General features: G+C 69.7%; 15 protein-coding genes. 12 read left to right on the top strand and 3 right to left on the bottom strand.

Annotated features, from left to right (window positions below; all coding sequences use genetic code 11):
* The 9 genes from JNL41_RS14330 to JNL41_RS14290 form a co-directional block, all read left to right on the top strand.
* On the top strand, window positions 1–951 hold a 951-nt coding region (locus tag JNL41_RS14330; protein WP_293476023.1), incomplete at its 5' end, for an MFS transporter.
* A complete protein-coding gene (locus JNL41_RS14325; protein WP_293476021.1) occupies window positions 948–1805 on the top strand; it encodes a dioxygenase in 858 nt (285 codons plus the stop codon). The genes JNL41_RS14330 and JNL41_RS14325, both read left to right, overlap by 4 nt.
* Window positions 1806–1810: 5 nt before the next feature.
* The gene (locus JNL41_RS14320; RefSeq protein ID WP_293476019.1) at window positions 1811–2569 is read left to right on the top strand and encodes an SDR family oxidoreductase; all 759 of its coding nucleotides are present in this window, start codon (window positions 1811–1813) and stop codon (window positions 2567–2569) included.
* A gap of 13 nt (window positions 2570–2582) precedes the next feature.
* Entirely contained in the window at window positions 2583–3458 is an 876-nt protein-coding gene (locus JNL41_RS14315; protein ID WP_293476017.1) for a 3-keto-5-aminohexanoate cleavage protein, read from the top strand.
* A 13-nt stretch (window positions 3459–3471) separates the two neighbouring features.
* Window positions 3472–4455: a zinc-binding alcohol dehydrogenase family protein gene (locus tag JNL41_RS14310; protein WP_293476015.1), complete on the top strand. Its 984-nt coding sequence runs from the start codon at window positions 3472–3474 to the stop codon at window positions 4453–4455.
* Window positions 4446–4796, top strand: coding sequence for a cupin domain-containing protein (locus JNL41_RS14305; protein ID WP_293476013.1), 351 nt, complete (start codon window positions 4446–4448; stop codon window positions 4794–4796). The genes JNL41_RS14310 and JNL41_RS14305 overlap by 10 nt, the downstream gene beginning before the upstream one ends.
* 331 nt (window positions 4797–5127) lie before the next feature.
* On the top strand, window positions 5128–7332 hold the full coding sequence (locus JNL41_RS14300) for a TonB-dependent receptor (RefSeq protein WP_293476011.1): 2205 nt from the start codon (window positions 5128–5130) through the stop codon (window positions 7330–7332).
* 32 nt (window positions 7333–7364) lie between these two features.
* Complete coding sequence (locus tag JNL41_RS14295) at window positions 7365–10370, top strand: LpqB family beta-propeller domain-containing protein (protein ID WP_293476009.1); 3006 nt, start codon at window positions 7365–7367, stop codon at window positions 10368–10370.
* Window positions 10371–13367, top strand: coding sequence for an amidohydrolase family protein (locus tag JNL41_RS14290; RefSeq protein WP_293476007.1), 2997 nt, complete (start codon window positions 10371–10373; stop codon window positions 13365–13367).
* A gap of 109 nt (window positions 13368–13476) precedes the next feature.
* On the opposite strand, the gene JNL41_RS14285 is transcribed toward JNL41_RS14290, so the two are convergent.
* Window positions 13477–14574, bottom strand: a complete 1098-nt coding sequence (locus tag JNL41_RS14285) for a phytase (RefSeq protein WP_293476005.1) — start codon at window positions 14572–14574, stop codon at window positions 13477–13479.
* Between the two features lie 202 nt (window positions 14575–14776).
* Between JNL41_RS14285 and JNL41_RS14280 the strand changes: the two genes are divergently transcribed.
* Together JNL41_RS14280 and JNL41_RS14275 are read left to right on the top strand one after the other, a co-directional pair.
* A complete protein-coding gene (locus JNL41_RS14280) occupies window positions 14777–17398 on the top strand; it encodes a TonB-dependent receptor (RefSeq protein WP_293476003.1) in 2622 nt (873 codons plus the stop codon).
* Window position 17399: 1 nt separating this feature from the next.
* A complete protein-coding gene (locus tag JNL41_RS14275) occupies window positions 17400–18650 on the top strand; it encodes a histidine-type phosphatase (protein WP_293476001.1) in 1251 nt (416 codons plus the stop codon).
* An 81-nt stretch (window positions 18651–18731) separates the two neighbouring features.
* On the opposite strand, the gene iolG is transcribed toward JNL41_RS14275, so the two are convergent.
* Both iolG and JNL41_RS14265 read right to left on the bottom strand, forming a co-directional pair.
* Window positions 18732–19712, bottom strand: coding sequence for an inositol 2-dehydrogenase (gene iolG, locus JNL41_RS14270; protein ID WP_293475999.1), 981 nt, complete (start codon window positions 19710–19712; stop codon window positions 18732–18734).
* A gap of 8 nt (window positions 19713–19720) precedes the next feature.
* The gene (locus JNL41_RS14265) at window positions 19721–20704 is read right to left on the bottom strand and encodes a Gfo/Idh/MocA family oxidoreductase (RefSeq protein WP_293475997.1); all 984 of its coding nucleotides are present in this window, start codon (window positions 20702–20704) and stop codon (window positions 19721–19723) included.
* A 130-nt stretch (window positions 20705–20834) separates the two neighbouring features.
* Between JNL41_RS14265 and JNL41_RS14260 the strand changes: the two genes are divergently transcribed.
* Window positions 20835–21710 carry a MurR/RpiR family transcriptional regulator gene (locus tag JNL41_RS14260; RefSeq protein ID WP_293475995.1) on the top strand — a complete coding sequence of 292 codons (876 nt, stop codon included), beginning with the start codon at window positions 20835–20837 and terminating at the stop codon, window positions 21708–21710.
* Window positions 21711–21764: the final 54 nt, after the last annotated feature.

Here is a 21764-nt window from a genome sequence, read left to right as displayed (position 1 = left end):
GGCGGCGCCATTCCCAACGTGATGGCGATGACCTCGGAGTTCGCGCCGCGAAGACACCAGGCGACGCTGATCGCCCTGGTCTTCGCGGGCTTTCCGCTGGGCGCCGTGGTGGGGGGGTATCTCAGCATCCTGATGCTCCCGACGCACGGCTGGCCGTCGGTCTTCTTCCTGGGGGGTATCGCGCCGGTCGTGCTGACCCTCTTGCTGCTGATCCTGCTGCCGGAGTCGCCGCGTTTCCTGGTTCAACGGCCGAACCGTCAGGCTGCGCTCATCGCGACGATGCGGCGCATCACGGGACGCGATCTGGACGCCGGAACACGCTTCACGGCGGAGGAGGCGAAGGTGGAGCGGCTTCCGCTGATCGAGCTCTTTCGCGGGGGGCGGGCGGCCCGCACGCTCACGCTCTGGCCGATCTTCTTCCTCAGCCTGCTGGTCATCTACTTCCTGCTGAGCTGGCTGCCGCTGCTCCTGAAGCAGCGCGGGCTCACGATCGAGGGCGCGATCAGCGCCTCGGTCGCCCTGAACCTCGGCGGGGCCGTGGGCGGCGTCATCCTCGGTCGGTTCGTCGACCGGTACAATCCGGTGACCGTGCTGGGCGGCGCCTACGGCGTCGGCGCCGCGTGCATATTCGCGATCGGGATGGTGGCCGACCAGCCGTGGCTGCTGACCCTCGCGGTGATCGGCGCGGGCTTCTGCTCGGTCGGCGCCCAGACCGCGCTGTGCGCGTTCACGGCCAGCCTCTATCCCACGTCGGTTCGTTCGACGGGTCTGGGGTCGGCCCTCGCCGTGGGGCGCATCGGCTCCGTCATCGGCCCTGTCGCCGGCGGGGCGCTGCTGGCGTCGGGCCTCGCCGTGCAGGGCATCTTCGCCGCGGTCGCATCGCCGGCCCTCGTGAGCACCGTCCTTTTCCTGGCCCTGCGTTCGCAGCGCGCCCCGGAGGTTTCCGCATGATCGTCGAGCACCAGTCGGACCTCACCCTGGCCGTCGAACAGGCCATGCAGGCGACGCCTGATCCACGGCTCCGCGAAGTGATGTCCGCCTTCGTTCGCCACGCCCACGCCTTCGTCCGCGAGGTGCGGCCGACGGACGCCGAGTTCGAGCGCGGCCTGGGCTTCCTGATCGCGCTCGGGCATGCGACCGGCGAAACCACGAACGAGGTGGTGCTCGCCGCCGACGTCCTCGGCGTCTCGACGCTGGTCGATCTGCTCAACAATCCGCTGGGCGACGACGTCACGGCGACGGCGCTCCTGGGCCCGTTCTGGCGGCTCAATGCGCCGGCTTGCGCGTCCGGCGACTGCATCGCGCGCGACAACACGCCGGGAGAGCCGCTCACGGTGTCCGGCCAGGTGCGCGACCGAGCTGGCAGGCCGATCGCCGGGGCCAAGGTCGACGTCTGGCAGGCGTCGCCCGTCGGGCTCTACGAGAACCAGGACGAGGGCCAGCCGACGATGAACCTGCGCGGCGTGTTCACGGCCGACGGGGATGGCCGCTTCGCCCTCCGAACGGTGCGGCCTGCCGGCTACCCCGTACCCACGGACGGTCCGGTCGGCGACCTGCTGCGCGCGCAGCGGCGGCATCCGTATCGTCCGGCCCACATCCACTTCATGGTCACGGCGCCCGGCTACCGGACTCTCGTGACCCAGGTGTTCGCGGACGATGGGGAGCACCTCGAAACCGATGTCACCTTCAGCGTCGTGCGCTCGCTCGTGGGCCGACTGGCGTCCGGCCCCGAGGGTTTCCGCCTCGCCTACGACTTCGTCCTGGAAGAAGGCGAGTCCCGCGTCCCCACCCCTCCGATTCCGTGAGCCCGATGTCGTCCGCAATGCATGGCCCCCTCGCGGGGAAGGTCGCCGTCGTCTTCGGCGGCTCGGGCGGAATCGGCGCGGCGTCGGCGCGCGCACTGGCCGGCGCCGGCGCCACCGTGGCCGTGTCGGCCGGGCATGACCTGGCCCGCGCCCGCCAGGTCGTGGAGAGCCTGCCCGGCGAGGGGCATCGCGCCTACGTCGCCGACATCGCCGACAGCGCGCAGGTCGAGCAGGTCGCGCGCGCCGTCGCTGCGGACCTCGGCCGGACCGACATCCTGGTCAACAGTGCGGGCGTGACCGCCGCGGTGGCTCATCGCGACCTGGCCGCGCTCGACGACGCCACGATCGACCTGCTCCTGATCCACAACGTGCGGGCCCCGTTCGCCGCGATCCGCGCCTTCGAGGCCGCACTGCGGGCGCACGGCGACGGCCTGGTCGTGAACATCTCCTCGATCGCCGCATCCACGGCGGTCGGCTCGAACGTCGCCTACTGTGCGGCCAAGGCGGGCATGGACACCATGGGCGCGGCCCTTGCCCGGGCGCTGGCTCCGGACATCCGCGTGCTGAACGTCTCGCCCGGCGCGGTGGACACGGCCTTCGTACCGGGTCGCGACCAGGCGGCGTCCGAAAAGATCGCGGCCTCCACGCCGCTCAGGCGTCTCGCGACTCCCGAGGACGTCGCCGATGCGGTGCTGGCCTGCGCGACGCAGCTCCGCTTCTCGACCGGCAGCGTCATCCAGGTCGATGGCGGCCGCCACCTCTAGCCGGACAGAAGACATGCATCCCAAGGTCGTCATCACTTGCGCCGTCACCGGCAACATCACGACGCGAGAGCAGCACCCGGACCTGCCGGTGACACCAGAGGAGATCGCGGAGGCCTCCCTGCTGGCGGCGGAGGAGGGGGCGTCGGTCGTCCATCTTCACGTGCGCGATCCCGAAACGGGGCGGCCCTCGATGGCGTTCGAATACTACCGCGAGACCGTGGAACTGATCCGCGCGCGGAACCCGCAGTTGATCCTCAACATCACGACGGGCCCGGGCGGCCGCTTCGTTCCCGGAGAGGACGATCCGAAGGTGGCCGGGCCCGGCACGACCCTGGTGCGACCGGAGGTGCGGGTCTCCCATATCGCCAGGCTCAGGCCCGAGATCTGCACGCTCGACCTCAACACCATGAACTCCGGGCGCGAGGTGGTGATCAACACGCCGCGCAACGTCACCGTCATGGCGCGCGAGATCCGGGCCGCGGGCGTGAAGCCCGAACTGGAGCTGTTCGACACCGGCGACCTGCATCTTGCGCGGGCGTTGATGGCGGCGGGCGAACTCGAGGGGCCGGGCCTGTTCTCCTTCGTCCTGGGCGTGAACTACGGCTGGGATCCGTCGCCCGAGACCATGATGTACGCCCGCGACAAGCTCCCGGCCGGTGCCGTCTGGACCGGCTTCGGGATCGGCCGCGCCGAGTTTCCGATGGTGGCTCAGTCCTGGCTGCTGGGCGGGCACGTCCGCGTGGGGCTGGAGGACAACATCTTCATCTCGAAGGGCGTGCTCGCGCCCTCGAACGCGGCGCTCGTGGCGCGGGCGCGCGAGATCCTCGCAAGCCTGGGCGCGGAGCCGGCGCGGCCGGCGGAGGCTCGCCGCCTCCTGGGCCTGGCCTGAGGAAGGACGCGCGATGGTCAGGATCAGGATCACCGAGAAGTCGCCCAGCCTGGAGGCGCTCGATCTGCCGGTCGAGCCCATGACGATGCCCGAGGTCCGGGACGACCAGGTCGCGGTGGAGGTTCGGGCGGCCGCGGTGAATCCGTCGGACGTGAAGGCCGCCCTCGGCATGATGCCCCATGCTGTGTGGCCTCGAACGCCCGGTCGCGACTGGGCAGGGGTCGTCGCCGCCGGCCCGCCGGACCTGGTCGGCAAGGCGGTCTGGGGCACAGGCGGCGACGTGGGCATCACCCGCGACGGCAGCCATGCGGCCTACCTGCTCGTCGATCGCAGTTTCGTCCGCGAGATGCCGCCCGCGCTGACCTTCGAGGAGGCGGGCTCCATCGGCGTGCCCTTCGTCACCGCCTACGAAGGCTTTCGCCGCGCCGGCATGCCCGCGGCGCAGGAGGTCGTCCTGGTCATGGGCGCGAACGGTCGCGTGGGGCAGGCCGCCTGCCAGATCGCCAGCATGCTCGGCGCCCGCGTCATCGGCGTCGCCCGAGGGGAGGGCGGCTACCGCGGGCACGCTTCGGCGCCGGTCGAGATGCTCGACGGCCTGCGCGGCGATCTGGGCGAGGACGTGCGGCGCCTGACCGGGGGGCGCGGCGTCGATGTGGTCTTCAACACGGTCGGCAGCCCGTACTTCGCGGCAGGCAACGCCGCGCTCGCGCACGGCGGCCGCGCGATCCTCATCGCCACGCTGGACCGGAACGTCCCCTTCGACATCCTCGCGTTCTATCGGGCGCGGCACACCTACGTGGGGATCGACACGCTCGCGCTCGACGGTGCGGCCTCGGCGAAGATCCTCGACGCCCTGACACCGGGCTTCGCAACGGGCGCGCTTCGACCGTTCGAGGTTCCCGAGACCTCGCGCTATCCCATCGGCCGCGCGACCGAGGCCTACCGGCTGGTGCTGCAGGGCGGGCCGGATCGGGTGGTGCTGCAACCATGCATGTAGTCCGCCTGGCAGATGCGCCGGCCTATCATCCGCCGGGCCACGTGGACATGCGCTGCCTGCGGCTCCAGGGGCGCGAGGTCGGGCCAAGCGACGGGCTGATCCTGAACCTCTGCCACCTCCTGCCGGGAGGAACGACCGGGCTCGACGCGTCTCCGGTCGAGAAGGTCTACGTCGTTCTGGACGGCGAGGTGGTGATCTCGAACGGCGATTCGGAGGTCGAACTGCGCGCCTGGGATTCCTGCCGGATCGCCGCCGGCGAAGCCCGCTGCGTCCAGAACCGCACGTCCCGCAACGCCACCGTTCTGCTGGCCATGCCGGACCCGGCCCGGCCCGCGATCTAGGCGCCCGGGTCCGCGCGGACGGCCTCCCGGAATCCCGGCCGCCGGCCCGCCTTCAACCTGCTTCGTCGCATTAGGTTTTGGAATATTGGCGATAAGCGAAGTGAATTGAGTTTATGGCCGGCGCGATGGCACCGTCGCAATGGAAATCCGTAATGGGCCCGGCTCCGGAAGGTCTCGCGTGAGTTCGTCCAGTCGGTGGAAGGCCATGGACGGAGTTCAACCAAAGCGAGAGCGCCGCTTCGACAGATCGTGGCGCGCCGATGACTGGCCGGATCGGCGGCCGGGGGAAGTCATGCAGTTCCTGCGCAAGCCGGGACGGAGGGGAAGAAAAATGAAAGCGCTTCAGTTGAGCACGGTCTCGTCGGTCGTCCTGTTGTCGCTCGGCGTCGGCGCGCCGGCGTTCGCGGCTGACGAATCGGCGTCCGCGGCGGTCGAGGAAGTGATCGTCACGGCCCAGAAGACCAGCCAGAACCTGCAGCAGGTGCCGCTGGCCGTCACCGGCCTGACCGGCGACTTCGTCGAGAAGTCCAAGATCGAGAATTTCCTGGACCTGCGCACACGGATCCCGAGCCTGACGTTCGACGAATTCGCGCCGGGCCAGCCGCGGTACTTCATCCGGGGCATCGGCAACACGAACCGGTCGGGCGGCATCGACAGCGCCGTGGGCCTCTTCGTGGACGACGTCTACATGGGCCGCCCGGCCATGACCTCGACGGAGTTCGTGGACCTCGACCGCGTCGAGGTGCTGCGCGGGCCGCAGGGCACGCTCTTCGGCCGCAACGTGGTGGGCGGCGCCGTCTCCTTCTTCACGCGGCGCCCCGGCGACAGCTACCGCTTCGACGGCAAGGTCACCGCCGGCAACTACGATCTGCGCGCGGTGAGCGCCGCGGTCAGCGGGCCGCTCTCGGACACCACCTCGGCCAAGATCGCGCTGGTCGCCAGGTCCCACGACGGCTACGCTTTCAACACCACCACCGGGCGCGACATCGAAGACGAGCGTGTGATCGCCGGCCGCGCCGCGATCCGCTTCCGGCCCAACGACGACCTGGACATCCAGTTGAACCTCGACGGGTCGCAGCGCCGCGGCACGGGACCGTGGTGGGACCTCGCCGTGGAAGGCCCGGCCTCGGTGGGCAAGTCCAATCCCGATCCGCGCCGCGGCCGCGGCCATGCCGAGGACGGCTACGCGGACATCGACAACGCGGGCGCGAGCCTGAACGCGACCTGGGATTCGCCGCTCGGGACCCTGACCTCGATCTCGGCCTACCGGAACGCCCAGAACCACAACCGCGCCAACACCACCGGGCTCCTGGTCGCGCCGCTGAGCGATGTCGCGAACCGGCGGGTGTTCCACCACACCCTCTTCATCCAGCAGGACGACGAAAGCACGGAGCAGTTCACCCAGGAGTTCCGCCTCGCCTCGAACATCGGCGAGAACTTCAGCTACGTCGCCGGCCTCTACTACTACCAGGACGACGTCTTCCATAACCGGCTGACGGACTATCGCTTCTACAACTTCGGGGCCAATCCGCTCGACGGCCGCTTCAACTTCGCCTCGACGAACGAGACGAAGGCCTATGCGGTGTTCCTGAACGGGATCTACGAGGTCACCGATCGCCTGAAGGTGCAGGCCGGCATCCGCTGGAGCCAGGACGAGAAGGACCACGTCACCGTCGGCTCCGGCGCGAACTTCTCGCGCTTCCGGAACGCGGGCGTCACCATTCCGGGCTACACCGCGCCAGGCCGCGCCAAGTGGGACGCCTGGACCCCGACCGCGTCCGTGAACTACCAGGTCACCGACGACGCGTTCGTCTACGCGACCATCTCGCGCGGCTTCAAGAGCGGCGGCTTCAACGACACGGACAACGATCTGCAGTCGGCGCTGCGGCCGTTCAATCCGGAGTACGTCTGGAACTACGAGTTCGGCGCGCGCACCGAGTGGTTCGACCGGCGCCTTCGCCTGAACGCGACGGCCTTCTACATGGATTACACCGACCTGCAGGTGACGGTGATCACCACCGTCACGCCCGGCCTGCCGCCGACCGGCGTGAGCGGCAACGCGGGCAAGTCCACGATCAAGGGCCTGGAGCTCGAGTGGACGGCGGTGCCCCTGCCGGGCCTCAACATCTACGGCAACTACACCTACACCGACGGGAAGATCAAAAGCCTGGTGAGCGGCACGCTGAACCTCGCCGGCAAGGAGATCCCGCGCGCGCCGAAGAACAAGCTCTTCCTGGGCGCCAGCCTCACGCGGGATCTCGGCCCCGTGACGGTGACGGGCCGGGTCGACTATTCGCACCAGTCCGACTTCTTCAGCTCGATCAACAACCTGCCGTCCGAGGTCATCCCGAGCCAGGAGAACTGGGACGCGGGTCTCACGCTCACGCCGGCGGGCAAGCCCTACAGCGTCGAAATCTGGGGCAAGAACCTGTCGAACGAGCTGAAGATCACGACGATCTCCGACGTCACCGGCGACGGCTACGCTCTCTATGCGCCGCCGCGCACCTACGGTGTGACCCTGAGCGTGCGCTACTAGGCGTGGAGCCCGCGGGGCGGGGGGAGATGCGTATGGTCCGGGCGAAGGTTGCGTTTCTCGCCGTGCTTCTCGCGGGTTGGGCGGCCACCGCCGACGCGGCCGGGACCCGCAGGGTCACCGTCATGGAAGGCACCAACTTCGCGGCGGCGCCTTCGCCCGATGGCCGCTCCATCGTCCTCGACCTCCAGGGCGAACTGAGGCTGCTGCCCGCCACCGGCGGCGCGGCGGTCGTCATTCCGGGGTTCACCGGCGAAGCACGCCTGCCCGCCTGGTCTCCGGACGGCAAGCGGATCGCCTTCCAGGGCTACCAGGGCGGCTACTGGCACATCTACGTCGTGCGCCCGGACGGGACCGGCCTTCGCCAGATCACCGCAGGGTCGGCCGACGACCGCGAGCCGACCTGGTCGACGGACGGCCGCACGATCCTCTTCTCGTCCGACCGAGCGGGCAACTTCGACGTCTGGCGCACCGGCCTGAACGACCGCGAGCCGGTCCAGGTCACGACGGGCGAGGTGGACGAGAGCCAGCCCGTGCAGTCGCCGGCGGACGGGTCGATCGCCTTCGTCGCCGACACGGCGAAGGGGCAGGAACTGCGCGTCATGGCGGCGGGCGGCGCCACCCGCACGATCCTCAGCACCGCCGATGAGATTGCGCTGCCGTCGTGGACCGCGGACGGCAAGTCCGTCGCGGCGGTCGTCTACATGCCGGGACGCGTCGGGCGTGCGAGCCGTGCGGCCCTGCAAAGGGTCGACCTCGCGACGAACGCCGTCACCGCGGTTTCCGCGCCGGGCGAAGACGTCTTCATCGGCCGCGCCGCCTGGGGCGCGGGCGACGTGCTCTACACCGCCGACGGAGGGATCAGGCGCCGCAGTACATCGGGTGTCGCGACCATACCGATGACGGCCGAGTTCCGGGTCCGGCCGGCGGGCGACTACCGCCGCCATACGCCGGGTCTGGCGGCGTCCGGTCCGGAGCCGGCGAAGGGCATCCTGCGGCCGGTCGTCTCGCCCGACGGGAAGCGCATCGCGTTCACGGCGCTCGGCGACCTCTGGCTGCTGACAATCGGCGACCCGAAGCCCGTTCGCCTCACAGACGACCCCTTCGTGGACATCGAGCCGGCCTGGTCTCCGGACGGATCGAAGCTCGCCTACACGTCCGACCGCCGCGGCGCCGGGACCATGGACCTCTACCTGCGCGACATGCGGACCGGTCGCGAGGAGCGCCTCACCGACACCTCGGAGAGCGTCAGCGCCCCGGTGTTCTCGCCGGACGGACGGCGGATCGCGCTCACGGTCCTGGATTCCAGCGACTGGCACGCCAACATTCCGCACGTTCTGGACCTGGAGACGCGCGAGCTGCGCAAGATCCACGACTGGCTCTTCAAGCCGAGCGTCGCGAGCTGGTCGAGGGGCGGCGACGCGGTGAGCTACGTCTCGCTCGAGCCCAAGTCGCAGCGCTTCCGGCACGGCCTCAACGAGATCCTGACCATCCCGGTCGATGGCGGGCCGCCGCGGTTCACGACCCCGACCCCGGGCCGCACCCTCGGCATCCGCGCGAAGGCGGGCGCAATGCTCTCGCCCGACGGTCGTCGCCTCGCCTTCGTGCAGGACGGGGTGTTGTGGACCGCGCCCGTGGGTCCTGGCGGCGCGTTCGGCAAGCCGCGGCGGCTCACCCGCGAACTCGCAGACGAACCGAGCTGGACGGGCGACTCGCAGACCATCGTCTTCCTGGCCACCGACCGGCTGAAGCGGGTGCATGTCGCCGATGGCCGCGTCGAAGACATCCCTCTCAGGCTCGACTGGTCGCCCGTCCGTCCCACGGGACGGACGGTGGTGCAGGCGGGGCGCCTGTTCGACGGCAAGACCCTCAGCTACCGCACGAGCGTCGATATCGTGATCGATGGAAACGTCATCACCGAGGTCGTTCCCCGACGGGCCTCCTGGCCGGATGCGCGGATCATCGACGCGACGAAGCGGACGGTGATGCCGGGGATGTTCGAGAACCACATCCACAACTTCATCGTGAACGGCGAGCAGACGGGCCGCATCGCCCTGTCGTTCGGGATCACCTCCATCCGCGAGCCCGGCGCCGATCCGAGCGAAGCCGTCGAGACGAGGGAGGCCTGGGCCAGCGGTCGTCGCGCCGGACCGCGCCTGTTCACGACGGGCCTCATCGAAGGCCCGCGGCTGTACTACCCGATGTCGTTGCCCGTGACCTCCCGCGCCGTGCTCGACCTCGAGCTCGAGCGGGCTGCGCGCCTGGACTACGACTTCATCAAGACCTACGAGCGCCTCGACAGCGCTGACCTCCAGCATGTCGTCGAGTGGGCGCACCGGCGGGGAATCCCGGTGACCTCCCACGACCTCTACCCGGCGGCGACCTTCGGCGTGGACGCCATCGAGCACCTGGTCAGCGGTGACCGGATCATCGCCGGCGACCGGCTCTCGCTCACCGCGCGCCTCTACGACGACGTCCTGCAGCTCTACGTCGCCTCCGGCGTCGCGGTCGTCCCCACGGCGGTCGGCGGCAACCCCGCCGTCGGCGCGTTCTATCTCAGGCGCGACGGCAAGGCGTTCGCAGACCTGAAGCAACTGCGCCTGCTTCCGCAGCGGGTGCGGGCCTCGCGGTATCTCAGGTCCGCCATCGCGGGCGAAGGCCTCAACGATCCGAGCGCGGGCGCCGCGGCGGACAACCCGATCGGGCGTCTCAAGGCGGCCGGCGTCGCGCTGCCCCCTGGAACCGACACATCGTTCTTCAACCTGGGTTTCGGGATCGTGGCAGAGCTGCGCTACTACGTCGATCAGGGGTTCACCCCGGGGGAGGCGCTGCGCGCCGCGACCCTCGATTCGGCGCGGCTGAACCGTGTCGAGGACCGGCTGGGAAGCCTGGAGCCCGGAAAACTCGCGGACCTGGTCGTCGTCGACGGCGATCCGCTCGCCGACGTGCTCGATGTGCTGAACGTCGACCTGGTGATGAAGGATGGCAGGCCCTACCGCTTCGACGAGCTTGCGGCAGGCGCCAACTTGGGAGCGCACTGAATGAGGCCGACGGCTCTGGCACACTTCCTCGCCGCCTTTGCGGCCGCGGCCTCGCTGGCGGCCGCGGCGGCCGCGAAGACCGTGGGGTTCGACGTCAGCGAAGGCACCATGTTCGCTGCGGCCCCGTCGCCCGACGGCAAGACGCTCGCGATGGACCTGCAGGGGCGCATCTGGACGTTGCCGGCGGCGGGCGGGCGCGCCCGGCCCATCACCCCGCTGATGCGCGAGGCGCGGTTTCCCGTCTGGTCGCCCGACGGCCGCCGGATCGCCTTCCAGTACTATGCTCAGGGCAATTGGCGGGTGGCCGTCGCCGGCCGCGACGGCTCCGCGCTCCGGCAACTGACCACCGGTCGGGTCGATGATCGCGAGCCCGCCTGGCGACCCGACGGGCGCACGCTGGTGTTCAGTTCCGACCGCACGCGCAGCCTCGACCTTTGGGAGCTGTCCGTGGACGGGGGCCCCGCCCGGCCGCTCACCACGGGCCCGGCCGACGACTACTACCCCAGCGTCTCCGCGGACGGCCGGCGGATCGCCTATATCCGGGCCGAGGGTCGCAAAGTCAGCCTCATGGTGCTGGACGACGCCGGGAGCCGCGAGCTGCTCGCGTCGGCCGAGCAACTCGGCAGGCCCCTGTGGAGTGCGGACGGGGCGCGGATCTCGGTCAACGTCTACAACCCCGAGCGCGGCGACACGCGCATCGATGTCGTCGACGCCTCGACCGGCAAGGTGGTCGCCACGCGACGCGGCGACGAGGACATCTTCCCGACCGGCGCGGCCTGGCTCGGCGAGCGCATCCTCTATGCGGCCGATGGCGGCCTGCGCACGTGGACGCCGGCGAGCGGGGAGGCTGGCCGCATCCCGTTTCAGGCGCATTTCGACGTGATGTCCCGCCCCGAGTTCCGGAAGAAGGTCTTCGACTTCAACTCCACGGGGCCGCGTCCGCTGCTGGGCGTGATGCGGCCGATGGTGTCGCCGGACGGGGGCCGCATCGCCTTCACCGCCCTGGGCGATCTGTGGCTGTTGAAGGTCGGCGACCCCGAGCCGACGCAACTCACCAGGGACCCCTTCCTCGACGTGGACCCGGCGTGGTCGCCCGACGGCAAGCGGCTGGCATACGTCTCCGACCGCCGCGGAACCGGCGCCATGGACCTGATCGTCCGGAACATGGCTGACGGCGCCGAGCGGCGGCTGACCACGACCGAGGACGATCTGATGCAGCCGAGCTGGTCGCCCGACGGCCGCTCGATCGCGGTCTTCATGCGCGATGCGGACGACTGGCATGCGGCCACGCTGTATGTCGTCGATGTCGAGACGGGCGCGATGCGCAAGGCGCACGACGCGCTGTTCCTGCCGTCTCCGCCGTCGTGGACGGCCGACGGGAAGAAGATCTCGGTGCTGGCCCTGAGGACCTGGTCGGCGCGCTTCCGCAAGGGCGGCAATGCGTTCTTCACGATCGACCTGGCGACCGGGAAGGGCGTCTTCTCGTCGCCGCAGACGGACGGCTCGGTTTCGACCCGCAGCCAGTTCGGGCCGATCTGGTCGCCGGACGGCAAGCAGATCGCCTACGTGCATGAGGGCCGCCTCTGGTCCGGCGAGGCGGATGCCGACGGCAGGTTCCTCAAGCCGCCCGTCCGCCTGACGGACGACTACGCCTCCTATCCCAGTTGGACGGGCGACTCCCGCTCGCTGGTGTACCTCGACAACAATCGGTTCCGCCGCGTGCGCGTCGCCGACCGGGCGGTGGAGGACATCCCCTTCCGGATGAACTGGACCCGGCCCGCTCAGCGGGGCCGCACCGTGATCCAGGCGGGCCGTGTCTTCACGGCCGTGTCCCCCGACTACCTGAAGGACGTCGACATCGTCATCGACGACAACCGCATCGTCGAGATCGCGCCGCGTCGCGCCGCGTGGCCCGGCGCCGACGTCATCGACGCCCGGGGCAAGACGGTCGTGCCGGGCCTGTTCCAGACGCACATCCACCAGTTCGTCAGCGACGGCGAGAAGGTCGGCCGCATCTGGCTGTCGTTCGGCGTGACCTCGGTGCGCGAGCCCGGCGCCGAACCCTACGAGGCGCTGGAGCGGCGCGAGGCCTGGATGAGCGGCCAGCGGCTCGGTCCACGCCAGTTCTTCTCCAACATCCTGGAGGGGCCGCGCCTCTACTACTGGATGAACTCGGCGATCGACTCGGAGAGCCACCTCAACCGCGAACTGAAGCGGGCGATCGATCTCGACTACGACTTTATCAAGACATACGAGACGATGGATCACGAGGTGCAGAAGCGCATCGTGGACTTCGCCCACGGCCACGGACTGATGGTGGCGTCCCACGAGCTCTATCCGGCCGCGACCTACGGGGTCGACGCGATCGAGCACCTCGGCACGCGGGACCGTATGGAGTTCTCGGATCGCGCTTCAATCCGTCGGCGCTCCTATGACGACGTGGTCCAACTGCTCGCGCACTCGGGCATGTACATCAGCCCGACGGCGGCCGGGCGCGCGCCGGGGCCCTCGTACCTGACGCAGATGGATCGCCATCCCGGCATCCTGACTTCGCCGCAGTTCCGGGCGTTCGCACCCAAGTACCAGTCGGCGCACGCGGACATGATGACCTTCCTGCGCCGAGCCTACGGGGGACGTGACGAGCAGCAGACCCGCGGCGAACAGGCGTCGCTCGCCGCCATGTCCAAGGCCGGCGTGCTCATCGGCACGGGCACGGACGGCGGCACGGTGCAGACCGGCTTCTCGGTGGTGATGGAGGCGATCCACTTTGCGGAGGCGTTCGGCCCCTACAAGGCCCTGCAGTCCGCGACGATCGACTCGGCCAGGATCACCGGCGTGGACAAGGATCTCGGCAGCGTGGAAGTCGGCAAGCTCGCGGACCTGGTGATCGTGGACGGGGATCCCCTCGCCGACGTGGCCGACCTCTTCAAGGTCGACACGGTCGTGAAGGACGGCCGTGCCATCCCGCTGGGCGAGCTGCTCAAGACGCCCAACTAGAGCGGCCGTGACGGTGTGTGGGGGAACTCGGCCCGGCCGGGCGCCCCCGCCCAAGGCGGCGCCGTGAGCGGGGGTTCCGGAGCGGCCTTTCACGCCGGCGCGATCTTCTTCAGTCGAGCTTGAGCTGGGCGGCGACGTCGGCCCAGGAGACGAACTTGAAGTTCTGGTTTTCCGACGGACTGACGTTGTAGCCGTCCTGGGTGACGAGCAGGCCGCGCGGGAAACCGGGCAGGGGCGCGCTCACGACGTCGAGGCCGTCGGTCTCGGAGACGCCGTCGATGCCCTTGGCCGGGTCGGGCGCGATGGCGAACGAACCGCGGTAGCGGTTGCGGCCCTGACGCTCGAACACCGCGTAGGTGTTGTTGCCCTGGCTGGAGACGACCAGGTAGCCGCGGCCGCCTTTGCCGGCCCAGAGGCCGACGCCCTCGAAGTCGTCCTTCCACTTCGGATTGTCCCGGATGGCGGCGACGAGGCGGCGCTTGTCGCCCGCCTTCGACGCGGCGGCGAAGCGCCAGAGCCCCACGTCCTCCTCGCCGATGTAGAGCGCGCCGTTGTCGTCGTCGGCGACGCAGCCCTCCACCTGGCTGTTCAGCGCGAACGAGCGGACCACTTCGGCGCGGACCTTGCCGGCCGGCGTGGCGACCAGTCGCCACTGGCGCACCAGGCCCGTCGGATCGTTCGCGAACACATAGGTCTGGCCGCTCCTGCGGTCGCGATACATGCAGAGGCCATAGGGGTCCGACAGGTCCGACTCCTGGACGCCGTCGGCGACGTCGGTGAGCTGGCGGCTGTCGGGATCGAGCGCCAGGATCGCGATCGCCTTGTTGGTCCGGTCGCTGGCGGTCACGAGCACGACGTCGCGGCCGCCCAGCTTGAAGCCGGCGCGCAGGTCGACGTTGTTCATGCGGCCGTTGGGCAGGAACTGCAGCGGCTTGCCGGCGAGGTCGTAGACGTAGAGCCCGCCCTTCTTGTCGGTGCCGATCACCGCGCTGAGCGCCGGGTCCCTGGGGTTCACCCAGATCGCCGGATCGTCGGCCGCGTCCTCGGCGCGCGCGACCGGAACGGTCTCGAGTGTCGGCATGACCGCCGGCGTCCCCACGGGGAACGGCAGATCGTGCGTGGGCGCGACCTCGGCCGCGCGGGCCGCGCCGCCGAGGGCCAGGGCGGCGGCGAGCGCCGGGAGGGTCCGGAAGCGGGCGGGCGTCATCGGCGTGTCATCTCCCCATGCGATTGGCGCGCTCGCGATTTGTCTGTCGAGCGTCAGCGCAAAACTAGTCGGCCATTCCATACGTGCAAGAGAAATTCCATTTCGCTTGAAACTTGGAATTTTTGTTCGTATCGTTTCCGGGCTGACGCTTGAAAGACTCGCGGATGTCGTGCGGGCAGGGCGTCGGCCAGGGGAGGCGACGATGAACGATCGGGGAATGGCGCTGCGCAACGGCTGCCTCGCAGGCGCAAGCGCACTGGCGATGGCGGTGTGTCTGGGCGCGGGCCCAGCGCTCGCGCAGGCGGCGTCGGACCAGGTGGACGAGGTCGTCGTCACCGGCCAGCGGGCTTCGGACAAGGCGTCGCTGGAAGCCAAGCGCGCCGCCGACAGCCAGGTCGAGGTGGTGTCGGCGAACGATGTCGGCAAGCTGCCCGACCAGAACGTGGCCGAGGCCGTCCGCCGCCTGACGGGCGTGTCGGTCGCGACCGACAAGGGCGAAGGCCGCTATCTCATCATCCGCGGCATCGAGCCGAACCTCGCCAACGTCACCATCAACAATCAGACCGCCTCCGCGCCGGAACCCGAGAACCGGAACGTCAAGCTGGACGACATCCCCTCGGCGCTGATCGGCTCGGTCACCGTGGTGAAGTCGCTGACCCCCGACCTCGACGCCAACGCGATCGCCGGGCAGGTGGACATCAACACGCTGTCGGCCTTCGACAAGGGCCGCTTCTTCGGCAGCGCGCGCGGCGTCTACGGCATCTACGACGACACCAACCGCAACGCGAAGGAAGGCGACGCCTCGATCGGCGGGCTGTTCGGCGCCGACAGGCAGTTCGGGGCCGTGCTGGCGGGCAACTACTCGCGCCGGCCCTCGTACTCGGAGGACATCCTCTCCACGAGCCGCCAGCTCGTGAACGGCATCGACCTGCCGGCGGAGATGGACATGCGGATCTACGATCCCGCCATCCGCACCCGCAAAGGCGCGGTCGCCAACTTCGACTACCGGCCCACCGACGACGTGAAGCTCTACGCGCGCCTGCTGTATTCGCAGTTCGCCGACCGCGAGCTCCGCAACCGCTTCCGCTTCTTCTTCCCGGCCGACAACAACGCGGCCGACACGACGACCCTGCCGCCCGGCTACTCCGCGCTGAGCGCCTCGGGCGGCACGATCAACTCCACGACCGCGCGGCGGCTGCTGCGCAAGCGCCAGGAGATCACCGACACCACCACGATCAACGTCGGCGGCGAGTTCAACGTCGGGCCCGGCGAACTGAAGATCGAGGCCACCCACGCGGAATCGAACAAGAAGGATCCGATCCGCGACGAGGTGGAGTACCGCGCGGCGGCCTCCACGGGGCTGGGCGCCACCTTCACGACCGGCGACCGGCTGCTCGACACCTTCACGGCGAACGCCGCGGCCCTCAATGCAGGGAATTATCGCCTTAATAACTACAAGCAGGTATCGCGCAGAGCCGGCGAGGATCTCGACCAGGTCCGCATCGACTACAAGCTGCCGGTCGAGGCGCTGGGCGAAGGCAGCTACCTGAAGGTGGGCGCCAAGTACCTGAAGCGCGACCGCTTCCAGGACCAGACCGGGCGCACCTTCACCGCCGTCGCGGCCACCGCGGGCACGCGCACCCTGGCCTCGGACCTCGACCGCGACGCCGGCGTGATCTTCGACAACCGCTTCACCTTCGGCCCGACCACGAGCATCGATTCGGCCCAGGCCTTCGTGTTCGGCAATCCGACGCAGTTCACGGTCAACGCGGCCGACCAGGTCTCGCAGTCCAAGACGTCTGACTACAAGGTCAAGGAGAAGGTCACCGCGGCCTACATCATGGCCGGCATCGTCCGCGGGCCGCTGACCATCATCCCCGGCGTGCGCATGGAGCGGACCGAGGGCGACACCGCTGCGATCATCTACCGCGCCGGCGTGACGACGCTCACCAGCACCTTCGATTCCTTCGGTCACTACAGCTACACGGACTTCTTCCCGGGCGTGAACGCCAAGTACGAGTTCAGCGACCACCTGCTGGGCCGCGCGGCGATCACCACCGCCATCGGCCGGCCCGGGTTCGTGAACCTGGCTCCGACCGTCACGGTCGACACCGGCTCGAACACGGTCTCGCAGGGCAATCCGAACCTGAAGCCGCAGAAGTCGCTGAACTTCGACATCTCGCTGGAATACTATTTCGAGAGCGAGGGCGGCGTTTCGGTGGCCCTGTTCCACAAGAAGATCGACGATCCGGTCTTCGCCACCACCATGACCGGCCAGACGGGGACCTTCGGCGGCGTGGCGCTCACGAACGCCATCGTCAACTCGTTCGGCAACGGCGACTCGGCCGAGCTGACCGGCCTCGAACTCGCCTTCCAGAAGCCGCTCACCTTCCTGCCGTCGCCGCTGGACGGCTTCGGCGTCAACGCGAACCTCACCCTGACCGACGGCAAGCTCAAGGTGCCCGGCCGGACCGTGAAGACGCCGCTGATCGGCCAGGCGGACAAGATCGCCAGCGTTCAGCTCTACTACGAGAAGTACGGTGTCTCGGCGCGACTGGCCTACACCTACCACTCGTCCTACCTCGACACGGACGGCGGCCTGAACGTCGCCGACCCGACCGGGCGGTCCGACGGCTACTTCGGCGCGCTGTCGACCTTCGATGCGCGGGCGGCGTACCGGTTCAACCGCAACGTCGAGGTGTTCGTGGAAGGCAACAACCTCACCGACGCCAAGGACTACTATTTCTTCCGCACTTCCGACCGCTTCCGCGAAGCGGAGAAGTACGGCCGCTCGATGCGGCTGGGCCTGACGCTGACCTACTAGGATGCGCGCGAGGGCCCTGATGCTGGCGTGCGCGGCGGCGATCGCCACGCCCGCCGCCGCCGCTGCCGCTGAGCCGGCGCCGGCGGCGCTCAAGCTGGAGCGCGTGGTCATGCTGATGCGCCACAGCGTGCGTCCGCCGACCAGCGCCAAGGTGACCCCGCCGGGCTGGGCCGCCGAGGCCTGGCCGGCGTGGTCCACGCCGTTCGGCGAACTCACGCCGCATGGCGCGGCCGGCGCCCGGCTGATGGGCGCTTACGACCGCCAGGCGTTCGCCGCGCGCGGCATGCTGGCGGCCCAGGGCTGTCCCCGGCGCGGCGACATCGCGGTCTGGGCCAGCGGCAAGAGCCGCTCGATCGACACCGCGAAAAACTACGCCGAGGCGATGTTCCCGGGCTGTGGCGTCAAGGTCGACCATCCGGTCGACGAGAACAACGACCCGGTGTTCCACCCCCTGGACTCCGGCGCGACGATCGACGGCGCGCGAGCGCTGGCGGCCACGCAGGCGCGCCTGCCGGCGGGCGGGCTGGCGGCGGTGCAGGCCGGCCATGCCGAGGACTTCGCACTGCTGCAGCGCATCCTGGGCAAGCCCGCCGAGTGCGCCGCGCCGGGCTGCAACCTCGCCGACATCCCATCGCAGTTCGAGTCGAGTCCGCACGACGGGCCCGACCTGACCGGCGCGCTGGGGACGGCCTCCACGGCGGGCAGCACGCTCATGCTCTCCTACGTCGAGGGCAAGCCGATGTCCGAGGTGGGCTGGGGCCGGGCGACCAAGGCCGACCTGACCCAGTTGCTCGGGTTCCACGCGACGAAGTTCCAGTGGGAAGCCCGGACGCCCTACGTCGCCGAGCGGGCCGCGGCGCCGATCGCGCGCCGTATCCTGCAGGCCATGACGCGCGAACCCGGAACCGGCAAGCTCACCCTGCTCGTGGGCCACGACACCAACATCGCCCAACTGGGCGGGATGCTGGACCTGCACTGGCAGGCCGGCGACTACGCGCCCGACGATCCGCCGCCCGGCGGGGCGCTGGGCTTCGAACTCCTCCGCGACGCCAGGGGCCATCGGTTCGTCAGGGCCTTCTACCAGGCGCAGACGATGGACCAACTCCGCAACCTGACGCCGCTCACGCTCGAGGCGCCGCCGGCGCACGACTACCTGCCCCTTCCCGGCTGCACGACCTTGGCCTCGGACCCGTGCCCGCTTGCCCGGTTCCGGGCCATCGTCCAGCGCAAGCTGGACCACCCCGCGCCCTGAGCAACCCGGGGCGCGGGGCCTTCCTTCCCCGACCGACTGTTGGCCACGTCCCTGGCGGGACGTGGCCGTTTTCCTGGGCGATCAGAGCCGGACGGGCTTGCCCGAGCGCAGCGACTGCGCGGCCGCCTCGGCCAGGGCGAGCGCCGCCACGCCGTCGGCGTAGCCGATCTCGGGCGCCGCCTTGCCGTCCAGGATGTCGGCGAAGTGGGCCATCTCGGCGCGGTAGGCGGCGGCGTAGCGGTCGAGGAAGAAGTTCTGGAACCGGTCGGCCTGCGACCCCTGTTCGGTCCAGACCTGGACCGTGCTCTCGGTGACGTTGTCGGCGCGGATCATGCCGGCCGCGCCGTAGGCCTCCAGGCGCTGGTCGTAGCCGAAGCCGGAACGGCGGCTGTTGGCGATGACGCAGAGCCGGCCCGACGCGGTCTTCAGGACGCACCGGGCGGTGTCGATGTCGCCGGCCTCGCCGATGGCCGGATCGACCAGGCAACTCCCCCAGGCGAACACCTCGACGGGTTCCTCGCCCAGGATCCAGCGGGCCATGTCGAAGTCGTGGATCGCCATGTCCTTGAACAGCCCCCCCGAGACCTTCACGTAGGCCACAGGCGGGGGGGCGGGGTCGTTGGAGGTGATCTGCAGGCTCTCCAGCCCTCCGACGCGACCGGCGTCCAGCGCCGCCTTGAGCGCCCGGAAGTTGGGGTCGAAGCGGCGGTTGAAGCCCAGGAACATCCGCGCGCCCTTCAGGCTGTCGGCGGCCGCACGGGCGCGCGCGAGGTCCATGTCGATGGGCTTCTCGCAGAACACCGCCTTGCCGGCCTGGTGCGCGCGGACGCTGTAGTCCAGGTGCGTGTCGGTGGAACTGGCCACGATGACGCCGGCGACGGAGGGATCGGCCATCACGGCGTCGAGGTCGGCGACGGCGCCGCCGAGGTCGCGGGCGGCCGCCTGGGCGTTCTCCGCGAACGGATCGACGATGTGGCTGAGCGTCAGGCCCGGATGAGCGACGACGTTGGCGCCGTGGATGCGGCCGATGCGGCCGGCGCCGATGAGAGCGATCTTGTGCATCGGAACTCCTAGAGACGAACCGGCGCGCCGGTCTTGGCCGATTCGGCGGCGGCTTCGGCCAGTTCGAGCGACCTGAGACTGGCCTCGTATCCGGTCTCGGGCGTCGCCTGGCTGGCGAGGATGGCGGCGAAGTGGGCCATCTCCGCGGCGTAGGCCTCGGCGTAGCGGGCCATGAAGCCGGGATGCAGGGCCGCGCCGCGGGCGCCGTCGTCCTGCCAGACCTGCACGGTGTCCTGCACGAGGTCGCCGGCCACCGCCATGCCGCGGGACCCGAACGCCTCGATCCGCTGGTCGTAGCCGCAGCCCGAGCGGCGCGTGTTGGAGATCACGCAGAGCCGCCCCCTGGCGTCCTTCAGCATCACGCGCGCGGTGTCGACGTCGCCCACTGCGGCGATGGCGGGGTCCACGAGGCAACTCGCCCAGGCGAAGATCTCGCTCGGCGCGTCGGGCATCAGCCAGCCCGCCATGTCGAAGTCGTGGATGGTGAAGTCCTTGAAGAGACCGCCGCTGGTCGGAAGGAAGTGAGCGGGCGGGGCCGCCGGGTCGTGGTTGACGATCTGCAGGGTCTCGAGGTCGCCGATCTCGCCGCCGTCCAGCCTGGCCTTGAGCGCGCGGAAGTGGGGATCGAAGCGACGGTTGAAGGCGACGAACAGCGGAGCCGCCGGCTTGGCCAGCACGCCTTCGAACGCTCTCAGCCGGCGCGCGTCCAGGTCCAGCGGCTTCTCGCAGAAGACCGCCTTGCCGGCGTCGAGGGCCGCCAGCGCGTGATCGAGGTGGGCGTCGGTGGAACTGGCGACGATCACGCCTTCCACCGACGGATCGGCGAGCACATCCTCCAGGCGCGCCGGGCGGGCGCCCACGCCCGCGGCCACCTCGGCCACGTCGGGACGTGGGTCGACCACGAAGGCGAGGTCCAGGCTCGGGTTGGCGGCGGCGTTCCTGAGGTGGACGGAACCCATCCGTCCGGCGCCGATCTGGGCGATTCTGTGCATGGGCCCTCCGTGCCGCCGTTCTATGGAACAAAATTTCCGTTCACAAGTGAAATGGAACGCGATGTCGAGCGCGTTGCGGTTCCGGGCGGAACAGATATTCTAGACTAGGAATATCCGTATCCGAGGCAGCATGTCCGACGCGCAGACCCCGCCCGCCACGGCCGATGAGCTGCGCGCCGCGATTCTCGAACGCTACGACGGGCTGTCCAAGCGCCTGCAACAGATCGCCCGCTACGTGCTCGACGAGCCGAACGAACTCGCGTTGGAGACCCTGGCGGTGATCGCTGAGCGCAGCGGGGTGCAGCCCTCGGCCATCGTGCGGTTTGCCAAGAGCTTCGGGTTCGATGGCGCGAGCCAGATGCAGCGCCTGTTCCGCGACGGCCTGCTCTCGGGGCACGCGGCGCTCGGCTACTCCGAGCGGGTGCGCAACTTCAGCCGCGCGGTCGACAACAGCGCCGCGTCGGGCGGCGCGGAGTTGCTCTCCGAGTTCGTGGAAGGCAACACCATCGCGCTGCAGAACCTGCCGCAGACCGTGAGCGACAGCGACCTCACGACCGCAGTGAAGCTGGTGGAGGCGGCGGAAGCCGTGTTCGTCGTGGGCGTGCGCCGGGCGTTCCCGATCGCCGCCTACCTCGCCTATTCGTTGCAGCAGGCCGGCAAGCGAACGATCTTCGTGGATGGCGTCGCGGGCCTGGCGCGCCAGCAGGTGGGGATGGTCCGGCCCGGGGACCTGCTGCTCGCCGTGAGCTACCAGCCCTACGCCGAGGAGACGGTCCACGCGGTGGAGGCGGCGGCGGCGCGCGGCGCGAAGGTGCTGTCGATCAGCGACAGCCTGGTCAGCCCGATCGCCAAGCCCGCCACCGTGACGCTGCAGGTCCGCGAGTCGGAGATCCGCGCCTTCCGTTCGCTCTCGGCGTCGATGTGCCTCGCCCAGGCCCTGGTGATCGGCTTCGCCTTCGAAAACTCGCGCAGGGAAGACGCAAAGGGCCGGCGGCGGAAGGCTTGAAACATCCGTTCCGGGCATGAAATGAACATTGCAATCCGACCGTCATTGGAATAC

This window comes from Phenylobacterium sp. (genome assembly GCF_016793285.1).
GTDB lineage: Bacteria > Pseudomonadota > Alphaproteobacteria > Caulobacterales > Caulobacteraceae > Phenylobacterium.
Note: the sequence above shows the minus strand (reverse complement) of the source record. Positions and strands in the feature narration are given on the sequence as shown.